We start from the raw sequence: 15436 nt of genomic DNA on the forward strand, positions 1-15436 counted from the left end.
GGCGCGGGGTCGCTCAAGACTCGCCAGGGGCTCTGGCGTCGATGGCCAGCGCGTGGATGCCGCGCTGCATCAGGTCAGCCAGGCAATGATAGACGAGCCGGTGCCGGGCCAGCCGGGGCAGGCCGGTAAAGCGGTCCGACACGATGGCCAGGTGGAAATGGCCGCCTTCGCGGGCGCCCGCGTGGCCGGCGTGCCGGGCGCTGTCGTCGCGCAGGCTGAGCGCCGTGGGCGCCAGCGCGGCGCGCAGCCGCGCCTCGATGTCGTCGGCGATCATGGCTGGCGGTCCTCGTCGGGCGGCAGGTGCCGGCTCATGTACACGCCCTGGCCGAGCGTGAACAGCAGGATCAGCCCGGTGGCGCCGAAGACCTTGAAGTTGGCCCAGGCCGACGTGGAGAAGTGGTAGGCCACGTAGAGGTTGAGCACGCCCATGAACGCGAAGAACAGCACCCAGGCGCGGTTCAGGCGCAGCCAGACGGCGTCGGGCAGCCGCAGCTCGGCGCCCAGCATGGCCTGGATCAGGTTCTTGCCGAACCCGGCCTGCGAGATCCACAGCGTCAGCGCCATTGCCCAGTGCAGGCCGGTGGGCTTCCACTTGATGAAGGTCTCGTTGTGGAACCACACGGTGGCGCCGCCGAGCACGACGACCAGCGCCAGGCTGATCCACAGCATCAGGTCGATCTTCTTGCCGCGCAGCTTCAGGAGCGCGGCCTGGGCCAACGTGGCGACCATGACGACGACGGTCGCCAGCAGCACCGGCGCTTCCCCCGTGCCGACGCTGCCGCCCTGCACCATGAAGCCGAAATGCTGCGTGGCGAACGCGGCGGCCGCCTCCGGGCTGCCTTCGGCGAGCTTGAAGACGATGAAGAACAGGATCAGCGGGAGAAAGTCGAGCAACAGCTTCATGGGCCGGGATTTTCGTCGACGAAGTCGATGGCGGCCGAGTTGATGCAGTAGCGCTCCCCCGTGGGTTGGGGGCCGTCCGGGAACACATGGCCGAGGTGCGAGCCGCAGTTGTTGCAGCGCACTTCCACGCGCACCATGCCGTGGCTCTCGTCCAGCACGCGCTCGATGACCTCGCCGTTCACCGGCGCCCAGTAGCTGGGCCAGCCGCAGCCGGCGTCGAACTTGGTGGCGGCCTCGAACAGCGGCGTGCCGCAGCCGATGCAGTGGTAGCGGCCGGGCTCGAAGTGGTCCCAGTACTTGCCGGTGAACGCGCGCTCCGTGGCCGCGTGGCGGGCGACCTGGTATTGCACCGGGTCGAGCTGCTCGCGCCATTCGGCGTCGGTCTTCTGGATGGGGTAGGGCTTGTCGGTCATGAGGAGCAGGAAACTTCGAGGGTGGCGGCCCAGTCGGGCGGCAGCGCGGCGTCGCTGGGGAGAAGCGGTTCGTCGAACGGGCGGGCCAGCACGTCCCGCAGCCGTTCGATCTCGCCGAAATCGCCCTGCTGCGCGGCGCGGATCGCGCCCTCGGCGAGGTGGTTGCGCAGCACGACGGCCGGGTTGACGGCCCGCATGCGCGCCTCGGCGCCGGGCGTGACGCGGGCGTGCCAGCGGGCCAGCCAGGCGTCCAGCGCCGCGCGGTCGATGAACAGGTCGCGCAGCGGCTCGGGGTCGGCCAGCGCGCGCGACAGCCGGCGCCAGCTCTGCGTGAAGTCGGCGCGCGAGGCGGCCATCAGCTTCAGGAAGTCGTCGGCCAGCGCCTGGTCGCCGGCCTGCTCGCCTTCGAGGCCGAGCTTGGCGCGCAGCCGGCCGAGCATCTGCTGCGCGAAGCGCTCGCGGTAGGCCTCGACGGCGTCCAGCAGCCGCTCGCCGGCCGCTTCGGGCTCGCCGTCCAGCAGCGGCAGCAAGGCTTGCGCCAGCGCGTGCAGGTTCCAGAACGCGACCGACGGCTGGCGCGCGTAGGCGTAGCGGCCGCGGTCGTCGCTGTGGTTGCAGACGTGCATCGGGTCGAAGCCATCCATGAAGCCGAAGGGGCCGTAGTCCAGCGTCAGGCCGAGCAGGGACATGTTGTCGGTGTTCATCACGCCATGGCAGAAGCCGACGGCCTGCCAGTGGGCCATCAGGTCGGCCGTCTGCAGCGCCACCTTGCGCAGCAGCGCGACGGCGGGCTCGGGCGCGTCGGCGCAGTCGGGCGCGTGGTGGGCGATGAACCACTCGGCGAGCGCGCGCAGCGCGTCGGGCCGGCCGTGGTGCGCGAAATGCTCGAAGTGGCCGAAGCGGAGGAAGCTCGGCGCGACGCGGGTGACGATGGCGGCGGTCTCCACCGTCTCGCGCATGACGGGCAGGCGCGAGCCGGTGATGCACAGCGCGCGCGTCGTCGGCACGCCCAGGGCGGCCATCGCCTCGGAGCAGAGGAACTCGCGGATCGACGAGCGCAGCACCGCGCGGCCGTCGCCGCGGCGGGAGTAGGGCGTCAGGCCGCCGCCCTTGAGCTGCAGCTCCTGCGGGCCGTGCGGCGTGTCCACCTCGCCCAGCCACAGCGCGCGGCCGTCGCCCAGCTGGCCGGCCCAGACGCCGAACTGGTGGCCGCTGTAGGCCGAGGCCAGCGGCCGCATGCCGGGCCAGGTGGCGTTGCCGGCGAACACGGCCAGCGCATCGGGCTGCGCGGTCCAGCCGGCGGGCCAGCCCAGCAGCGCCGCGCATACGGGGCTGTGCGCCACCCAGTGCGGCTCCGGCAGGCCTTGCGCGGGCAGCTCGGTGAAGAATTCGGGCCCCAGCGACGCGAAGCGGTTGGGCCAGGCGAGGCGGTCGGGCAGGCTCATCACGCCAGTGTAGTGAGCGGGCCTGCACCATCGTGGCCTGGGTGTTTCCTCGGGGGCGCCGGGTCGCGGGTGTGACGGCCCGTGGCGGATTCCGCGGGCTAGACTGGTCCGAGAACAAACCTGCAGGAGACAAGCCATGGCATTGATGGGACGGATGATGTCGGAGCCGCTGCTGATCTCGGCGCTGCTCAAGCATGCCGAGCGGCATGCGGGCGAGACCGAGATCGTCAGCAAGCGGGTCGAGGGCGACGTGCACCGCAGCAACTGGCGCGAGGTGGCGCAGCGCTCGCGCCAGGCCGCGCAGGCCTTCGCGCGGCTGGGCTGCGAGGCCGGCGACCGCGTCGGCACGCTGGCCTGGAACGGCTACCGCCACCTGGAGATCTACTACGGCGCGTCCGGCTCGGGCCTGGTGTGCCACACCATCAACCCGCGCCTGTTTCCCGAGCAGATCGTCTGGATCGCCAACGACGCCGAGGACCGCGTGCTGTGCTTCGACGCGACCTTCCTGCCGCTGATCGAGAAGCTGGCGCCGCTGATGAAGACGGTGCGGCACTTCGTCATGATGACGTCGCGCGCCCACATGCCGGCCAGCACCGCCATCCCGAACCTGCTGTGCTTCGACGACCTGCTGGCCGCCGAGACCGGCGACTACGCCTGGCCCGCGCTGGACGAGAACGCCGCGTCCAGCATCTGCTACACCTCCGGCACCACCGGCAACCCCAAGGGCGCCGTGTACAGCCACCGCTCGACGGTGCTGCACGCCTATGCGGCGGCGCTGCCGGACGCGATGGACTGCTCCAGCCGCGACGTGGTGCTGCCGGTCGTGCCGATGTTCCACGTCAACGCCTGGGGCCTGCCCTACAGCGCGGCCATCGTCGGCTGCAAGCTGGTCATGCCCGGGCCGCACCTGGACGGCAAGAGCCTGTACGAGCTGTTCGAGAGCGAGCAGGTGTCCTTCAGCGCCGGCGTGCCCACCGTGTGGCTGGGCCTGCTGAACCATGTGAAGGCCAACGACCTCAAGTTCTCCAGCTTCAAGCGCACCGTCATCGGCGGCGCGGCCTGCCCGCCGGCCATGATGAAGACGCTGCAGGACGACTACGGCATCGAGGTCATCCACGCCTGGGGCATGACGGAGATGTCGCCGCTGGGCACGCTGTCCAAGCTGACGACGCGCCAGCTCGGCCTGCCGCCCGAGCAGCAGCAGCGCCTGCTGGAGAAGCAGGGGCGCGCCATCTGCGGCGTCGACATGGCCATCATCGACGACGAAGGCCGCTCGCTGCCCTGGGACGGGCAGAACTCGGGCAACCTCGTCGTGCGCGGCCACTGGGTCATCTCGCAGTACTTCAAGAACGAGTCCTCGCCGCTGGTCAGCGTCGACGGCGAGCCCGGCTGGTTCCCCACCGGCGACGTGGCCACGATCGACGCCGACGGCTTCATGCAGATCACCGACCGCAGCAAGGACGTCATCAAGTCCGGCGGCGAGTGGATCTCGTCCATCGACCTCGAGAACATCGCCATGGCCCACCCGGCCGTGAACGAGGCCGCCGTCATCGCGGCCAAGCACCCCAAGTGGGACGAGCGGCCGCTGCTGGTCGTCGTGCTGAAGCCGGGCGCCAGCGTCACGCGCGATGAGCTGCTCGCGTTCTACGACGGCCGCATCGCCAAGTGGCAGATCCCGGACGACGTCGTCTTCGTCGCCGAGATCCCGCACACGGCCACCGGCAAGGTGCAGAAGCTCAAGCTGCGCGACCAGTTCCTGGCGCACAGGCTCCCGACCGCCTGAGCCTGTGGGGAAAGCCCGGGACCGCACCGCGCCCGGGTTGCATTAAGTTCCGCCCACTCAAGACCATCACCCCTAGACAGGAGACAAGCATGTTCGCAACCACTTCGGCCCGTTTCGCCGTCCGCACGCTGGCCGCCGCCGCGACGCTCGCGCTGGCCGCCGGCGCCGCACAGGCCCAGAAGGGTGAGACGGTCAAGCTCGCCTACATCGACGCGCTGTCCGGCCTCATGGGCCCGGTCGGCCAGAACCAGGTCAAGACCTTCCAGTTCATCGGCGAGAAGGTCAGCAAGAGCAACCCGGCCGGCGTGAAGTTCGAGGTCGTCACCTTCGACAACAAGCTCAGCCCCGCCGAGTCGCTGAACCTGCTGAAGGCCGCGGCCGACCAGGGCATCCGCTACGTCATGCAGGGCAACGGCTCCAGCGTCGCGCTGGCGATGGCCGACGCGGTGCAAAAGCACAACGACCGCAACCCGGGCAAGGAAATCATCTACCTGAACTACTCGGCGGTGGACCCGGACCTGACCAACAGCAAGTGCAGCTACTGGCACTTCCGCTTCGACGCCGACACGTCCATGAAGATGGAGGCGATGACCACCTTCATGAAGGACCAGCCCGACGTCAAGAAGGTCTACCTGCTGAACCAGAACTACGCCCACGGCCACCAGGTCGCCAAGTACGCCAAGGAAGGCCTGGCCCGCAAGCGCCCGGACATCAAGATCGTCGGCGAGGACCTGCACCCGCTGGCCCAGGTGCGCGACTTCGCGCCCTACGTCGCCAAGATCAAGGCCAGCGGCGCCGACACCGTGATCACCGGCAACTGGGGCTCCGACCTGGCGCTGCTCGTCAAGGCCGCCAACGAGGCCGGCTACAACGGCAAGTTCTTCACCTACTACACCGGCGTGACCGGCACGCCGACGGCGCTCGGCCAGGGCGGCGCCGGCCGCGTCTACCAGGTGGCCTACAGCCACTACAACATGGGCGGCGAGGCGCAGAAGCTGGCCGACGAGTTCAACAAGCGCTTCAACGACGACCTGTTCACCAACAGCGTCCAGCACATCTACGCGATGCTGACCCAGGCCATGGCGAACGCCAAGTCCACGGATCCGGTCAAGGTGGCCAAGGCGATGGAGGGGCTCACCGTCAAGAGCTTCAACGGCGACATCACCATGCGCAAGACCGACCACCAGCTGCAGCAGCCGCTGTTCATCACGGTCTGGCAGAAGGCCGACGCCAAGTACCCGTACAGCCCCGAGAAGACGGGCATGACGCTGGCGCCGGTGAAGCAGTTCGATTCGTACGTGTCCTCCACGCCGACGTCCTGCCAGATGAAGCGGCCCAGCTGAGCGCTGGCCTCGCTGCTGCGCGAGCCGGCCTCGGGCGCATGCCGCGCCCGGGCCCGGCCCGTTTGCGACGCCGTCCGGCCTGGCCGGGAGGGCGTGTTTCCGAAAGGGCGGTCTTGGATCAAGTCTTCATCAACCTGCTGAACGGGCTGTCCTCCGGGCTGCTGCTGTTCATGCTCAGCTCGGGCCTGACGCTGATCTTCAGCATGATGGGCGTGCTGAACTTCGCGCACGCCAGCTTCTACATGGTGGGCGCCTACGTGGCGTATTCGCTGGTGGGCATCGTCGGCTTCTGGCCCGCGCTGCTGCTGGCCCCCATCGCCGTGGGGCTGATGGGGGCGGCGTTCGAGCGGCTGGCGCTGCGGCGGGTGCACAAGTTCGGGCATGTGCCGGAGCTGCTGATCACCTTCGGCCTGTCCTACGTCATCCTGGAGCTGGTGCAGCTGATCTGGGGCCGCACCGCGGTGCCGTTCACGCCGCCGCCGGAGCTGCAGGGCTCGGCCTTCACCATCATCTCGTCGTCCGCGCAGGGCATGTCGCTGGTGCTGGGCAAGGCCGCGCCGGAGCTGTGCACGGCGGCGTTGTGCTCCACCTTCCCGCTGACGCGCGCCTTCATGATGGCCGTCGCGCTGCTGATGCTGGTGGCGCTGTGGCTGCTGCTGACGCGCACTCGCGTCGGCCTGGTCATCCAGGCCTCGCTGACCCACCCCGAGATGGTCGAGGCGCTGGGCCACAACGTGCCGCGGGTGCTGATGCTGGTGTTCGGCAGCGGCTGCGCGCTGGCGGCGCTGGCCGGCGTCATCGGCGGCATCACCTTCGTCACCGAGCCCAACATGGCCGTCATCGTCGGCTCCATCATCTTCGTCGTGGTGGTCGTGGGCGGCATCGGCTCGCTGGCCGGCGCCTTCGTCGGCTCGATCGTCATCGGCCTGCTGCAGACGCTGCCGCTGACGGTGGACGCCTCGCTGGCGTCCGCGCTGACGGCGATGGGCTTCACCATCACGCCCGAGACGCCCGGCTACCCGGTGCTGCGCCTGGCGCTGAAGGAGGTCGCGCAGATCCTGCCCTACCTGCTGATGGTGCTGATCCTGATCTTCCGGCCCAAGGGCCTCCTCGGCACGCGAGAAGACTGATGAGCCAGGTCAAGGAATTCCACTTCAAGCCCTACAACGTCGGCCGCTGGCTGGTCTGGAGCCTGTTCGCGGTCGCGCTCGTCGTCGCGCCGCGCATCTGGACCAGCGGCCTGGCGCAGACCATGCTGACGCAGATGGCCATCGGCATCATCGCCTGCCTGGCCTACAACATGCTGCTGGGCCAGGGCGGCATGCTGAGCTTCGGCCACGCCGTCTACAGCGGCATGGGCGCCTTCCTCGCCATCCATGCGCTGAACAAGGTGGGCGCCGGCACGCTGGGCCTCCCGGTCAGCCTGGTCCCGCTGGTGGGCGGCCTGGCCGGCCTGGTGTGCGCGGCGCTGCTGGGCTACGTGTCCACGAAGAAGGCCGGCACGCCGTTCGCGATGATCACGCTGGGCATCGGCGAGCTGGTGTTCGCGCTGGCGCTGATGCTGCCGGAGTTCTCGGGCGGCGAGGGCGGCATCTCCAGCAACCGCGTCGTCGGCGAGCCGGTCATGGGCATCACGTTCGGGCCGCAGATCCAGGTCTACTACCTCGCGGCCCTGTACTGCTTCGTCTGCACGGCGGCGATGTTCGCGCTGACGCGCACGCCGCTGGGCCGCATGCTCAACGCGGTGCGCGACAACCCGGAGCGCGTCGGCTTCATCGGCTACAACACGCACTGGGTGCGCTTCCTGGCGTTCACCATCTCCGGCTTCTTCGCCGGCATCGCCGGGGGCCTGGGCGCCGTCAACACCGAGATCGTCAACGGCGAGGTGCTGCACGCGGCGCGTTCCGGCGCCTACCTGCTGTTCACCTTCCTCGGCGGCGCGATGTTCTTCTTCGGCCCCATCATCGGCGCGGTGCTGATGGTGCTGTGCAGCGTGCTGCTGTCGGAGCTGACCAAGGCCTGGCTGCTGTACCTGGGCCTGATCTTCCTGTTCATGGTCATGTACGCGCCGGGCGGCTTCGCCAGCCTGATCCTGATGAACCTGCGCGTGGCGGCCTTCGGCAAGCTCAAGCAGATCTGGGCCTCCTACCTCGCGCTGGCCGGCGCGGCGCTGGCGGCGCTGGTGGGCGCGGCGGCCATGATCGAGATGGTCTACCACCGCCAGCTCAACGAGGCGCTGGGCCCCGAGCTGCGCTTCATGGGCGCGACGCTGAACAGCGCGGGCGTGGACGCCTGGTTCGGCGCCGGGCTGCTGATGGTGGTGGGCGCCGGGCTCTTCGAGCTGGCGCGGCGCCACTATGCGCGCCGGTGGGGCGAGATCCAGGAGGAGATCGAGAAGGAAATCAAACGCAGGGAGGCGCTGTGAGCAACGCGACCTACGCGCTCGAACTGCGCGACGTGCGCAAGAGCTTCGGTAAGAGCGAGATCATCCGCGGCGCGAACCTGGCCGTGCGGGCCGGCGAGCGCGTGGCCGTCATCGGCCCCAACGGCGCGGGCAAGAGCACGATGTTCAACCTCGTCAGCGGCCGCTTCGCGCCGACCTCGGGCGAGATCCACCTGCACGGCCAGCGCATCGACGGCAAGAAGCCCTACGAGATCAACCGCCAGGGCCTGTCGCGCAGCTTCCAGGTCTCCAACCTGTTCACGCGGCTGTCGGTGTTCGAGAACATCCGCTGCGCCGTGCTGTGGAGCCTGGGCCACCGCTATGCGTTCTGGAAGTTCCTCTCCCGGCTGGACGACGCCAACGAGCGCGCCGAGCAGGTGCTGGAGATGATCAAGCTCGACAAGCGCCGCGACGTGCTGGCCATGAACCTCACCTACGCCGAGGCGCGGGCGCTGGAGATCGGCATCACCATCGCCGGCGGCTCCAGCGTCATCCTGCTGGACGAGCCCACCGCCGGCATGAGCAAGAGCGAGACGCAGCGCTTCATCCAGCTGATCCGGGAGGTGACCGTGGGCAAGACCCTGCTGACCGTCGAGCACGACATGGGCGTGGTGTTCGGCCTGGCCGACAAGATCGCGGTGCTGGTCTACGGCGAAGTCATCGCCTTCGACACGCCCGACGCGGTGCGCGCGAACGCGCGCGTGCAGGAGGCCTACCTCGGCTCGGTGCTGGCGGAGGTGCATGCATGAGCCCCGCACGGCCGCCCGAAGGGGCTCGCTCCGCAGCCGAAGGCGAAGGCAGGCCGGCAGGCCAGGGCCGCATCCTCAGGCTGGACAACGTCCACGCCTTCTACGGCAAGAGCCACGTGCTGCACGGCGTCAGCATGGAAGTGCGGCCGGGCGAGATCGTCAGCCTGCTGGGCCGCAACGGCGCGGGCCGTTCGACGACGGCCAAGGCCGTCATGGGCCAGGTGGACGCCAAGGGCTCGGCCCGCTTCGGCGACACCGAGCTCATCGGCCGCAAGGCCTACGAGATCGCCCACCTGGGCCTGGGCTACGTGCCCGAGAACCGCGACATCTTCCCCAAGCTGACCGTGCACCAGAACCTGATGCTGGGCCAGAAGCGCGGCGCGAAAAGCCCCCGCTGGGGCTTCGACGACATGTACCGCATGTTCCCGCGCCTGAAGGAGCGCCAGCACACCGAGGCCGGCGTGCTGTCCGGCGGCGAGCAGCAGATGCTGACGCTGTGCCGCACGCTGATGGGCGACCCCGACCTCATCATGATCGACGAGCCCACCGAGGGACTGGCGCCCAAGATCGTCGAGCTGGTGGCCGAGTACCTGAAGGCGCTGAAGGAGCGCGGCATCGCCGTGCTGCTGGTGGAGCAGAAGCTCGCCATCGCGCTGGAGATCTCCGAGCGCTGCTACGTGATGGGCCACGGCCGCATCGTCTTCGAGGGCAGCCCGGCGGACCTGCGCGCCAACGCCTTCATCCGCAAGGAGTGGCTGGAGGTCTAGCGCGGCGAGCGGCACGCGGCGCCGCGTGCCGGCCTTGAGAGCCCTCAGGGCGCGGTGGCCAGGCTGGCGCGTGCGGCCTCGGCCAGTTCGGCGCCGTTGCGGCCGGACTCCGGGAAGATCGCCGTGCCCACGCGCACGCCCACCTGCGACTGCCGGCCCTCGACGCCGTAAGTGCCTCGCAGCGCCTGCAGCAGCCGCTGCGCCACCAGCCGGGCCTCCGGCGCACCGGCGGCCAGCAGCAGCACGGCGAAGCCATGCTCGCCGACTCGCACCACCTCGTCCGAGCCGCGCACGCGGTTGCGCAGGCGCTGGCTGACGTTCTGGATCAGCGCCTCGCGCTCGCTGGCGTAGGAGCCGCTGCCGGGCGTGGCCAGCACCTCCACGTCCACCCACAGCAGCGCCAGCTGGCCGCCCTCGCGCCGGCACTGGACGAACTGGCGCGACACCTGCACGCCGAACGCCGCGATCGACTCCACCACGGGCAGCCGCACGGCCGGGCCGGGGCCGCGCGCGGCGGCGGCGGGAGGGGCGGTGACGGGTGGCGGAGCGTGGAACATGGCATCACGGATGAACAGGGCGCGCGGACCTGCGCGGGGTGAGGCGCAACGGCGGCGGGCCGGCCCGGTTTGCCCCCCTGGTCGGCCCGGGGCCGTTGCTCCTCATTCAGCTAAACGGCATCCGGATGCGGGACCCGACATCCGCTTCAAGAAATTTGTGTTTTCTGGGTTCCTGGGCCACCCGCCCTCCTGCTCAGCGTTGCGCTCGGTGTTTGCCGCGACAACCCGCTGGTGGAAGCGCCGGGATGCGGGGGCGGGCAATTGCGCAGGTCAAGGAGGAGGGCCGGCTTGCCGGCCCGGGGGACACGGAGCAATTGCCCGCCCCGCGTCCCGGCGCCAGCCCGGTCATCGCAGTAGCCGCAGCGTCATCACGAGATCCCAACGCCCAAAGCGCCAAAAATGCCCCGCCGCCCCAACTCGGGGAATCCCGCGCCGGCTGGCGGCGCCCGCACCGCAGCCGCTAGAGTCCGGCCGGTGCAAGCCATCACCCAACTGCTGCAGGCCGCCCGGCAGGGCGACAGCGCCGCCGCCGACCAGGTGGTGGCCCGGCTCTATGCCGACCTGCAGCGCCTGGCGCGCCGGCAGGTGCGCAACGCCGGCCACCTGACGCTGCTGGACACGACGGTGCTGGTCCACGAGGCCTGGCTGCGCGTGGCGGGCGCCTCCGGCGCCGACTTTCCCGACCGGCGCCACTTCCTTGCCTACGCCGCCCAGGCGATGCGCTCCGTCGTCGTCGACCTCGTGCGCGCCCGCCAGGCCGAGCGCCGCGGCGGCGGCGAAGCCCCACTGCCGCTGGACACCGTGCTGGCCGAGCAACTGCCCCAGGGCGACGCCGACATCCTGCGCGTCCACGAGGCGCTGGACGAGCTGGCCCAGCTGGAGCCCCGGCTGGCCCAGGTCGTCGAGATGCGCTATTTCGCCGGCCTGCGCGAGGCCGAGATCGCCGAGGCGCTCGGCGTGACCGAGCGCACCGTGCAGCGCGACTGGCAGAAGGCGCGCCTGTTCCTGTCGATCAGCCTGGGGTGACATGGACCCGGCCGACAAGCGGCGCTGGCTGGCGCTGAGCCCCCTGCTGGACGAGCTGCTGGACCTGGCGCCCGCCGAACGCGGCGAGCGCCTCGCGGCGCTGCGGGCCGCCGACCCCGCCACCGCCGACCAGCTCGCCGACATGCTGGCCCGCGCGGACGGCCTCGCGGCGCAGGGCTTCCTCAGCCAGCCCGTCGTGGCGCCGTGGCGGGACGCGGCGGAGGCCCTGCCGCCGCCGCCCGACCTGGCCGGCCAGGTCATCGGCCCCTACCTGCTGGAACGCCCGCTGGGGCAGGGCGGCATGGGCAGCGTCTGGCTGGCGCGGCGCGCCGACGGGCGCTTCGAGGGCCGCGTGGCGGTCAAGTTCCTGATGGCCGGCCTGTTCGGGCACGGCAGCGCGGACCGCTTCGCGCGCGAGGGCGACATCCTCGCCCGCCTGTCCCACCCCCACATCGCCCGGCTGCTGGACGCCGGCCTGCACCAGGGCAACCAGCCCTACCTGGTGCTGGAGTACGTGGACGGCCAGCCCATCGACGTCTATTGCCGCCAGCGCCAGCTGGGCGCCGAGGCCCGGGTGTGCCTGTTCCTGGACGTGCTGGCCGCCGTCGCGCATGCGCACTCGCGGCTCATCCTGCACCGCGACCTCAAGCCCAGCAACATCCTCGTCACCGCCGACGGCGACGTGAAACTGCTGGACTTCGGCATCGCCAAGCTGCTCGACGACGCGGTCCAGGCCAGCCAGGGCGCCGCCGCCACCGAGCTGACGCAGCGCGCCGGCAGCGCCTTCACGCCGCAGTTCGCCGCGCCCGAGCAGGTGCAGCAGGCCGAGGTGACCACCGCCACCGACGTCTACGCGCTGGGCGTGCTGCTCTACCTGCTGCTGGGCGGCAGCCACCCGACCAGCGACGACCTGCGCACCCGCACCCAGCTGGACCGGCTCAAGGCCGTCGTCGAGCAGGTGCCGCGGCGCCTGTCCGACGCGGCCGCCGCGCAGGCCGATGCCGCCATCGCGCGCCAGGCCCGGCAGCTGCGCGGCGACCTGGACACCATCGTCGCCAAGGCGCTGAAGAAGCTGCCCGCCGAGCGCTACGCCAATGCCCAGGCGCTGGCCGACGACCTGCGGCGCTGGCTGGCCCACGAGCCCATCGCCGCGCGGCCGGACAGCCGGCTCTATGTGCTGGGGTGCTTCGTGCGGCGGCACCGGTGGGCGGTGGCGGCCGGCTCCGCCGCCGTGCTGGCGCTGGTGGCTCTCACGACGGTCAGCACGCTGCAGGCCCGCCGCGCCGAGGCCGCCGAGCAGCAGGCCGAGCAGCGGCGCCAGCAGTCGGACGAGCTGCTGGCCTACATGCTGGGCGATTTCGCCGACAAGCTGCGCCCGGTCGGCAAGCTGGAGCTGCTGGACGACATCGGCGGGCGGGCGCTGGGCCACCTGACGGCCGAGGCGCCCGTGCGCGCCGACGAGCGGCTGAGCCGCGCCAAGGCGCTGACCGTCATCGGCGAGGTGCGCGTCACGCGCCGGGAGCTGGACGCGGCGCTGCCGCCGCTGCGGGCGGCGCGCACGCTGCTGGCGGGCGAGCCGCCCGAGCCCGGGCTCACCGCCGCCTGGCGCAAGGCCCAGGGCGCGGCCGCGTTCTGGATCGGCCACCTGGCCTGGCGGCAGAACGACACCGATGCCGCATGGCGGGCCTGGCAGGACTACCGCGACGTCAGCGCCCAATGGCTGCGCGAGCGGCCGCAGGACATGGACGCGATGGCGGAGCTGTCCTCCGCCGAGGCCAACCTCGGCGTGCTGGCGCAGGACGTCGGCCGGCTGCCCGACGCGGCCCGGGCGTTCGAGGGCGCGCTGCGCATGAAGCGGCAGGCCCTGGAGCACCTGCCGGAGGCGGGGCGCGGCGCCGCCTGGCTCGACTACGCCGACATCCTGAGCTGGCTGGGGATGACGCGGCTGTGGCAGGGCGACGCCAGCGCGGCGCTGGACTGCTTCCGGCAGTGGCAGGCGCTGCTGGCCGCGCAGCGGCGCGCCGATGACGACGACGCCCGCTACATCCAGCAGCAGGCCAACCTGCACCGCTGGCTCGCCGAGGCGCTGCACGCGCTGGGCCGGCCGGACGAGGCGCGGCAGGCCCTGCGGCGCATCCCGCCGCTGTATGCCGAGCTGGCCAGGCGCGACCCGTCGAACCGGAGCTGGCAGGCCGGCACGCTGGTCGCCGAGCTGGCCACGCTGGACATCGCGCCGCCGCCGGACCCGCGCGCGCTGCGGGACGCGCTGGCGCGGACCGGGAGCCAGCTGGACCGCTGGGAGCAGGCCGGTCCGGCGGCGGTGCGCCAGCAGCGCCTGCGCGACCGCGCGCGCTGGGTGCGCCTGAGCCTGGCCGCCGCGGGCGACGCCGGCCGGCCGGCCGCCTGGGCGCAGCTGGAGGCCGTGCGCCAGCGGCTGCGGGAATCGCTGCGGGCGCGGCCGGCCATGGACCTGGCGCGCGCGCTCGCCGACCTGGACCGCACGCTGCTGACCGCGCGGACCGCCCCCGACGACGCCTGCGCGCGCGTGCGCGACGACCTCGGCCTGCTGGCCGCGCACGTCAAGGTGGACCACCGCGTCACCGGCGCCTGGCTGCTCGCGCGCCGCTGCGAGGCCCCGGCCGACGGGCCGGACGTGGAGGAAGTCCGGAATTGGCTGGCGGCCGCATCGGGCGCGGGCCCGGCCGGCCCGGAAGGCCGTTAGCTTGGGCGTCCGTTCCACTTGTGTTGAGTTCGCGATGACCACGACCTATTACGTGAAGGCCAGCGCCGACGGCGCCTTCGCCGCCTGCAGCTACTACGCCGACCCGGCCTGCACCCAGCCGGTGGCGGACAGCAGGCTCGCCGTGCCGCTCGCGGCCCCGGCCTGCGACATCGCCGAGGCCGCAGGCTCCGAGCTGGTGCTGCTGGGCGCCAGCTACCAGACGCTGGGCCAGGCGCCGGTGATGACCGACGCCAACTTCGCCGCCGCCAGCGCCGGGGTGGTCAGCGTGCCCATGCCCGGCGGCCAGGCCGTCAGCAAGGGCGTGGTGCTGATCTTCTCGCCGCGCGGCACGGTCTCGACGCTGTACGCCAGCGCGGACCCGGTCGTCTCGAACGACGACCAGTAAATCCCGCTGCGGCGCTCAGCCCGGGCCCGGCCCGGCCAGCTGCTGGTGGCGGCGGCGCAGGAAGTCCGCCGCCAGCCGGGCGTCGCCGCCGACGCGCTCGCCGATGTAGAGCTCCTGCCGGCGCTCGGCGATCTGCGCGCGCAGCCGCGCGGCCATGATGTCCAGCGGCCGCATGCCGCCCGCCTCGGCGCGTTCGACGGCGACGCGCAGCCCGTGCATCTGCAGGCTGTGCAGCGCCAGCGTCTGCGCCTGCACGACGCGGATGCGGCCCTGCACCAGGTGCTCGCACAGGCCCAGCCAGGCGCGCAGCGCGTCGGCCGGGCCGCCGATGACCTTCTCGGCCGGCTCGCCGGCCGCCAGCAGCAGCTGCTCCAGCCGCGCGCGGTCGCCGCTGGCATAGGCCTCGTTCGCGGCGGCCATGCGCTGCTCGCACGCGGCGCGCGCCGGGCCGCTGGGCGCCAGGTCCGGGTGCAGGCGCCGGGCGGCGCGCCGGTACAGCGTCTTCAGGCTGGGCGGAGGCAGGTCGGCCAGCGGGCCGGCAGGCTCGGGCGGCAGCGGCGTGGCGGCGGGCAGGGCCGGGATGTCCGGCCAGGGCCGGCTGCGCGGCGGGGCCGGCGGCGGCGGCTCCACGCCCTGGCGCCTGAGCGCCTCCGACAGCGTGGCGGTGGCCTGCTGCAGCTGGCCCTCCAGCGCGTCCAGCTCGCGCATCAGCGGGCCCAGCGCCTCCAGGTAGCGCTGGCGGAAGCCGAGCAGCCGGGCGCGGGCGCCGTCGTGGTCGGCCTCCAGCAGCGCGAGGTAGCGCTGCAGCTCCTGCAGCTGCCCGCGCCGCCGCGCCAGTTCATGTCTCGTGATCGCCAGGCTCGCCATGGGCCGCGATTC

At 71.7% G+C, this 15436-nt stretch carries 15 protein-coding genes; 9 read left to right on the forward strand and 6 right to left on the reverse strand.

From position 1 onward, the window contains the following. Positions 1 to 13: 13 nt before the first annotated feature. Genes QM788_RS03590 through QM788_RS03605 form a run of 4 tightly spaced genes read right to left on the reverse strand, consistent with a single transcriptional unit; the run spans position 14 to position 2761 of the window. On the reverse strand, positions 14 to 274 hold the full coding sequence (locus QM788_RS03590) for a BolA family protein (RefSeq protein ID WP_415660086.1): 261 nt from the start codon (positions 272 to 274) through the stop codon (positions 14 to 16). Further along, positions 271 to 903, reverse strand: a complete 633-nt coding sequence (locus QM788_RS03595; protein ID WP_415660087.1) for a septation protein A — start codon at positions 901 to 903, stop codon at positions 271 to 273. The genes QM788_RS03590 and QM788_RS03595 overlap by 4 nt, the downstream gene beginning before the upstream one ends. Beyond that, a complete protein-coding gene (msrB, locus tag QM788_RS03600) occupies positions 900 to 1316 on the reverse strand; it encodes a peptide-methionine (R)-S-oxide reductase MsrB (protein ID WP_415660088.1) in 417 nt (138 codons plus the stop codon). Before msrB ends, QM788_RS03595 begins: the two co-directional genes overlap by 4 nt. Continuing rightward, entirely contained in the window at positions 1313 to 2761 is a 1449-nt protein-coding gene (locus tag QM788_RS03605) for a protein adenylyltransferase SelO (protein WP_415660089.1), read from the reverse strand. The genes msrB and QM788_RS03605 overlap by 4 nt, the downstream gene beginning before the upstream one ends. A gap of 136 nt (positions 2762 to 2897) precedes the next feature. Between QM788_RS03605 and QM788_RS03610 the strand changes: the two genes are divergently transcribed. The 6 genes from QM788_RS03610 to QM788_RS03635 all read left to right on the forward strand — a co-directional run bounded on the left by QM788_RS03610 (position 2898) and on the right by QM788_RS03635 (position 9846). Then, positions 2898 to 4544 (forward strand): 3-(methylthio)propionyl-CoA ligase, encoded by a 1647-nt coding sequence (locus tag QM788_RS03610; RefSeq protein ID WP_415660090.1) that lies wholly within the window; start codon positions 2898 to 2900, stop codon positions 4542 to 4544. Between the two features lie 89 nt (positions 4545 to 4633). Next, on the forward strand, positions 4634 to 5887 hold the full coding sequence (locus QM788_RS03615) for a branched-chain amino acid ABC transporter substrate-binding protein (RefSeq protein ID WP_415660091.1): 1254 nt from the start codon (positions 4634 to 4636) through the stop codon (positions 5885 to 5887). Between the two features lie 170 nt (positions 5888 to 6057). Further along, a complete protein-coding gene (locus QM788_RS03620) occupies positions 6058 to 7017 on the forward strand; it encodes a branched-chain amino acid ABC transporter permease (protein WP_415660315.1) in 960 nt (319 codons plus the stop codon). Further along, the gene (locus QM788_RS03625; protein WP_415660092.1) at positions 7017 to 8312 is read left to right on the forward strand and encodes a branched-chain amino acid ABC transporter permease; all 1296 of its coding nucleotides are present in this window, start codon (positions 7017 to 7019) and stop codon (positions 8310 to 8312) included. Before QM788_RS03620 ends, QM788_RS03625 begins: the two co-directional genes overlap by 1 nt. Then, positions 8309 to 9079, forward strand: coding sequence for an ABC transporter ATP-binding protein (locus tag QM788_RS03630; protein WP_415660093.1), 771 nt, complete (start codon positions 8309 to 8311; stop codon positions 9077 to 9079). The genes QM788_RS03625 and QM788_RS03630 overlap by 4 nt, the downstream gene beginning before the upstream one ends. Before the next feature lie 71 nt (positions 9080 to 9150). Continuing rightward, entirely contained in the window at positions 9151 to 9846 is a 696-nt protein-coding gene (locus tag QM788_RS03635; protein ID WP_415660316.1) for an ABC transporter ATP-binding protein, read from the forward strand. A gap of 44 nt (positions 9847 to 9890) precedes the next feature. Here QM788_RS03635 and QM788_RS03640 read toward each other — a convergent pair whose 3' ends face one another. After that, positions 9891 to 10403 carry a diguanylate cyclase domain-containing protein gene (locus tag QM788_RS03640; protein ID WP_415660094.1) on the reverse strand — a complete coding sequence of 171 codons (513 nt, stop codon included), beginning with the start codon at positions 10401 to 10403 and terminating at the stop codon, positions 9891 to 9893. Between the two features lie 474 nt (positions 10404 to 10877). Here QM788_RS03640 and QM788_RS03645 point away from each other — a divergent pair, with 474 nt between their 5' ends. The 3 genes from QM788_RS03645 to QM788_RS03655 are packed head-to-tail and all read left to right on the forward strand — an operon-like array spanning position 10878 to position 14557. Continuing rightward, positions 10878 to 11429 carry an ECF-type sigma factor gene (locus QM788_RS03645; protein ID WP_415660095.1) on the forward strand — a complete coding sequence of 184 codons (552 nt, stop codon included), beginning with the start codon at positions 10878 to 10880 and terminating at the stop codon, positions 11427 to 11429. Between the two features lies 1 nt (position 11430). After that, the gene (locus QM788_RS03650) at positions 11431 to 14151 is read left to right on the forward strand and encodes a protein kinase domain-containing protein (RefSeq protein WP_415660096.1); all 2721 of its coding nucleotides are present in this window, start codon (positions 11431 to 11433) and stop codon (positions 14149 to 14151) included. A 34-nt stretch (positions 14152 to 14185) separates the two neighbouring features. Further along, a complete protein-coding gene (locus QM788_RS03655) occupies positions 14186 to 14557 on the forward strand; it encodes a hypothetical protein (protein ID WP_415660097.1) in 372 nt (123 codons plus the stop codon). 15 nt (positions 14558 to 14572) lie between these two features. Here QM788_RS03655 and QM788_RS03660 read toward each other — a convergent pair whose 3' ends face one another. Next, positions 14573 to 15424 carry a hypothetical protein gene (locus tag QM788_RS03660; protein WP_415660098.1) on the reverse strand — a complete coding sequence of 284 codons (852 nt, stop codon included), beginning with the start codon at positions 15422 to 15424 and terminating at the stop codon, positions 14573 to 14575. Positions 15425 to 15436: the final 12 nt, after the last annotated feature.

Origin of the sequence: Roseateles sp. (assembly GCF_047654785.1) — a bacterium.
Taxonomy (GTDB): Bacteria; Pseudomonadota; Gammaproteobacteria; order Burkholderiales; family Burkholderiaceae_C; genus Pelomonas.